This is a genomic window from Actinophytocola sp., from assembly GCF_035712165.1.
GTDB lineage: Bacteria > Actinomycetota > Actinomycetes > Mycobacteriales > Pseudonocardiaceae > DASYTH01.
The window spans coordinates 1-2,698 of the sequence record NZ_DASTBH010000328.1; the positions used below are offsets into that span (position 1 = coordinate 1).

At 70.2% G+C, this 2,698-nt stretch carries 3 protein-coding genes and 1 pseudogene; 1 reads left to right on the forward strand and 3 read right to left on the reverse strand.

Features of this window, described 5'->3' with window-relative positions:
* Positions 1-337: alcohol dehydrogenase catalytic domain-containing protein (locus VFO68_RS18485; RefSeq protein WP_325159560.1), on the reverse strand; the 337-nt coding region annotated here is incomplete at its 3' end.
* Positions 334-1,074 carry a FadR/GntR family transcriptional regulator gene (locus VFO68_RS18490; protein WP_325159561.1) on the reverse strand — a complete coding sequence of 247 codons (741 nt, stop codon included), beginning with the start codon at positions 1,072-1,074 and terminating at the stop codon, positions 334-336. The genes VFO68_RS18490 and VFO68_RS18485, both read right to left, overlap by 4 nt.
* 71 nt (positions 1,075-1,145) lie before the next feature.
* Here VFO68_RS18490 and VFO68_RS18495 point away from each other — a divergent pair, with 71 nt between their 5' ends.
* Positions 1,146-2,300, forward strand: coding sequence for a mandelate racemase/muconate lactonizing enzyme family protein (locus VFO68_RS18495; protein ID WP_325159562.1), 1,155 nt, complete (start codon positions 1,146-1,148; stop codon positions 2,298-2,300).
* A gap of 80 nt (positions 2,301-2,380) precedes the next feature.
* Here the strand turns inward: VFO68_RS18495 and VFO68_RS18500 are convergent.
* Positions 2,381-2,698: pseudogene (locus tag VFO68_RS18500) on the reverse strand (hypothetical protein); the annotation flags it as partial.

A 2,698-nucleotide genomic window follows, 5' to 3' on the forward strand; every position in this document is an offset into this window, starting at 1 on the left:
CGGTCTCGTCGTAGTCGACGGCGCAGAGGTTGGTGTCGCCGCGCCGGCACGCGGTGCACCGCCCGCAGGAGCGGATGTTCTCGCCGACCACCGGGCGGCCGACCAGCCCCGGGTCGCCGCCGTCGCCGACCGCGACCACCGTGCCGGACCACTCGTGGCCGGGCCGCACCGGGTAGCGCACGAACGCGCCCGGCCGGGTGCCGGCCAGCACCTCGCGGTCGGACCCGCAGATCCCGGCCCAGGCCACCCGGATCAGCGCCGCACCGGGGCCGGGGGTGTCCGGCTGTGCGTCGACCACCCGTAACTCCCCGGGCTCGGGAATGGTCACCGCCCTCATGGGGCGTGCAGCATCGCGGTGACCGCGCTGGCAGTGGTCTCGATCAGCTTGCGCATGGCCCGCTCGGCGTTGCGGGCGTTGTGGGCGCGTACGGCGGCCAGCACGGCCTTGTGGTGCGGCAGGGTCGCGGCCACCCCGCCGGGCGCGTGCGAGCTGGCTTCCAGTCCGTGGTGCAGGCTGGGTTCGAGGAGCCGGCCGAGGTGCTCGACGAGCTGGTTGCCGCTGGCCCGCAGCAGGGTGAGGTGGAAGGCCAGGTCCGCCTCGACGAACTGCGGCTCCGAGTCCGGCAGGCCCTCGGCGTGCTCGGCCATGCCCTGGTAGGCCGACTCGAGCGCGGTGAGCTGGTCGGCGGTGGCGCGGTCGGCGGCCAGCACCGCCGCGCCGGGCTCGACCATGAGCCGCAGCTCGAACAGCTCGGTGAGGAACTGCGGGTCGGCCCGGTGTCCCCGCCAGATGATGACCTCGCTGTCCATCAGGTTCCACTCGCTGCGCGGCAGCACCCGGGTGCCCAGCCGGGGGCGCGGTTCGACCAGACCCTTCGCGGCGAGGGCCTTCACCGCCTCGCGGATGCCGCCGCGGCTGACCTTGAGCTGGGCGGCCAGCTCCGCCTCGTTGGGCAGCTGGCTGCCGTCACCCAGCTCGCCGGACACGATGCGCCGGCCAAGCCACTCCACTACCTGGCCGTGCATGGTCCGGTGCCGGCCGAGCGGCCCCTCCGGTTTCACGGGCTGAATCATCGAATGATTGATAGATAAAGTCAAACCACCTAGCATCGGTTCGCAGGTCATGTCACCAGGGGAGTCCGCCCATGAAGATCACCGGAGTCCGCACCCATGTCCTCGGAACTCCCTGGCGCAACCTCACCATCGTCGAGGTGGCCACCGACGAGGGTCTCACCGGGCTGGGCGAGGTGCGGATGCTCAACCATACCGACGCGCTGCACGGATACCTCGCCGAAGCGGTGCCCCGGCATGTCGTGGGCACCGACCCGTTCGACGTGGAGAGCCTGGTCCACCGCATGATGCGGTTCGACTACGCCCGCCCGGGTGAGATCGCCATGTCCGCGCTGGCCGTGCTGGAGATCGCCTGCTGGGACATCCAGGGCAAGGCGCTCGGCCTGCCCGTCTACAAGTTGCTCGGCGGTGCGGTGCGCGACCGGGTGAAGGCCTACGCCAACGGCTGGTACCAGGTCGAGCGCACTCCCGAGGAGTTCCACGCCGCCGCGCGCCGGGTGGTCGACCGGGGCTACCTCGGCCTCAAGGTGGACCCGTTCGGCGCGGGCCTGTTCGAACTCGACGCCGAGGAGACGGCGCGGTCGCTGTCCCTCGTCGAAGCGGTTCGAGACGCCATCGGCCCGGACGTCGAACTGTTCATCGAGATGCACGGCCGGTTCAGCGCCGCGACCGCGATCCGCATGGCCGGCCTGCTGGCCCCGTTCCGCCCCGCCTGGCTGGAGGAACCCGTACCGCCGGAAAACCTCAAGGCCCTGGAGACGGTGGCGGCCCACACCGACATCCCGATCGCCACCGGCGAGCGCCTGCACACCCGGTACGACTACCGCGAGCTTTTCGAGTCGCAGGCCGTCGACATCCTGCAGACCGACATCACCCACTCCGGCGGCCTGCTGGAAGCCAAGAAGCTCGCCGGCACCGCGGAAACCCACTACCTGCTGATGGCTCCGCACAACGTGGGCGGCGCCATCTCCACCGCCGCCAACCTCCACCTCGCCGCCACCATGGTCAACTTCAAGACCCAGGAATACTTCAACGACTTCGCCGACCCCTTCGTGACCGAATGCGTGCCCGGCCTGCCCGAGGTGGTGGACGGCTACTTCGCCCTGCCGGACAAGCCGGGCCTCGGCGTGGAGCTGAACCACGAACTGCTGGCGCAGCACCCCCGGGTGCAGGTCCACTTCAACCTCTTCGAGTCGGGTTGGGAACGCCGCCAGGCCCAACGCGCCTGAGGCAAAGCACCCACCCACCCGCCCACCCAGCCAAACCCCGGCCGGAGGCCGGCGCCTGCGGCGCCGGCCTCCGGCCGGGGTCAAGGGTTCGGTCCCGGTCCGCTCCGGTCGTATACGTCCACTTCTGCCCACACCACCCTGTTCGGCGGTACCAGGGAAGATCCCCAGCACCTGGCTCGCGCGTTGACCAGCGCCAGTCCCTCCAGTTCGCTGTCGTAGCGTGGTTCGGGCAATGTGGCCGGCGCGGGCGCGTTGTCCCACACCTCAATCCCGATGGTTTCCTCGAAGCCCAGCAGCCGGACGCAGATGATGTTCAGCTCTTCCAAGTCCTGAACGCGCACATTCGTGTCCAGTACGCCGCACGAATGCACCGAGTGCCGAACCAGTTCGACAGCGAC

Excerpts from the sequence above, each read along its gene's own strand:
- VFO68_RS18490 (WP_325159561.1), bottom strand. The coding sequence starts at position 1,074 with ATGATTCAGCCCGTGAAACCGGAGGGGCCGCTCGGCCGGCACCGGACC.
- VFO68_RS18495 (WP_325159562.1), top strand. The coding sequence starts at position 1,146 with ATGAAGATCACCGGAGTCCGCACCCATGTCCTCGGAACTCCCTGGCGC.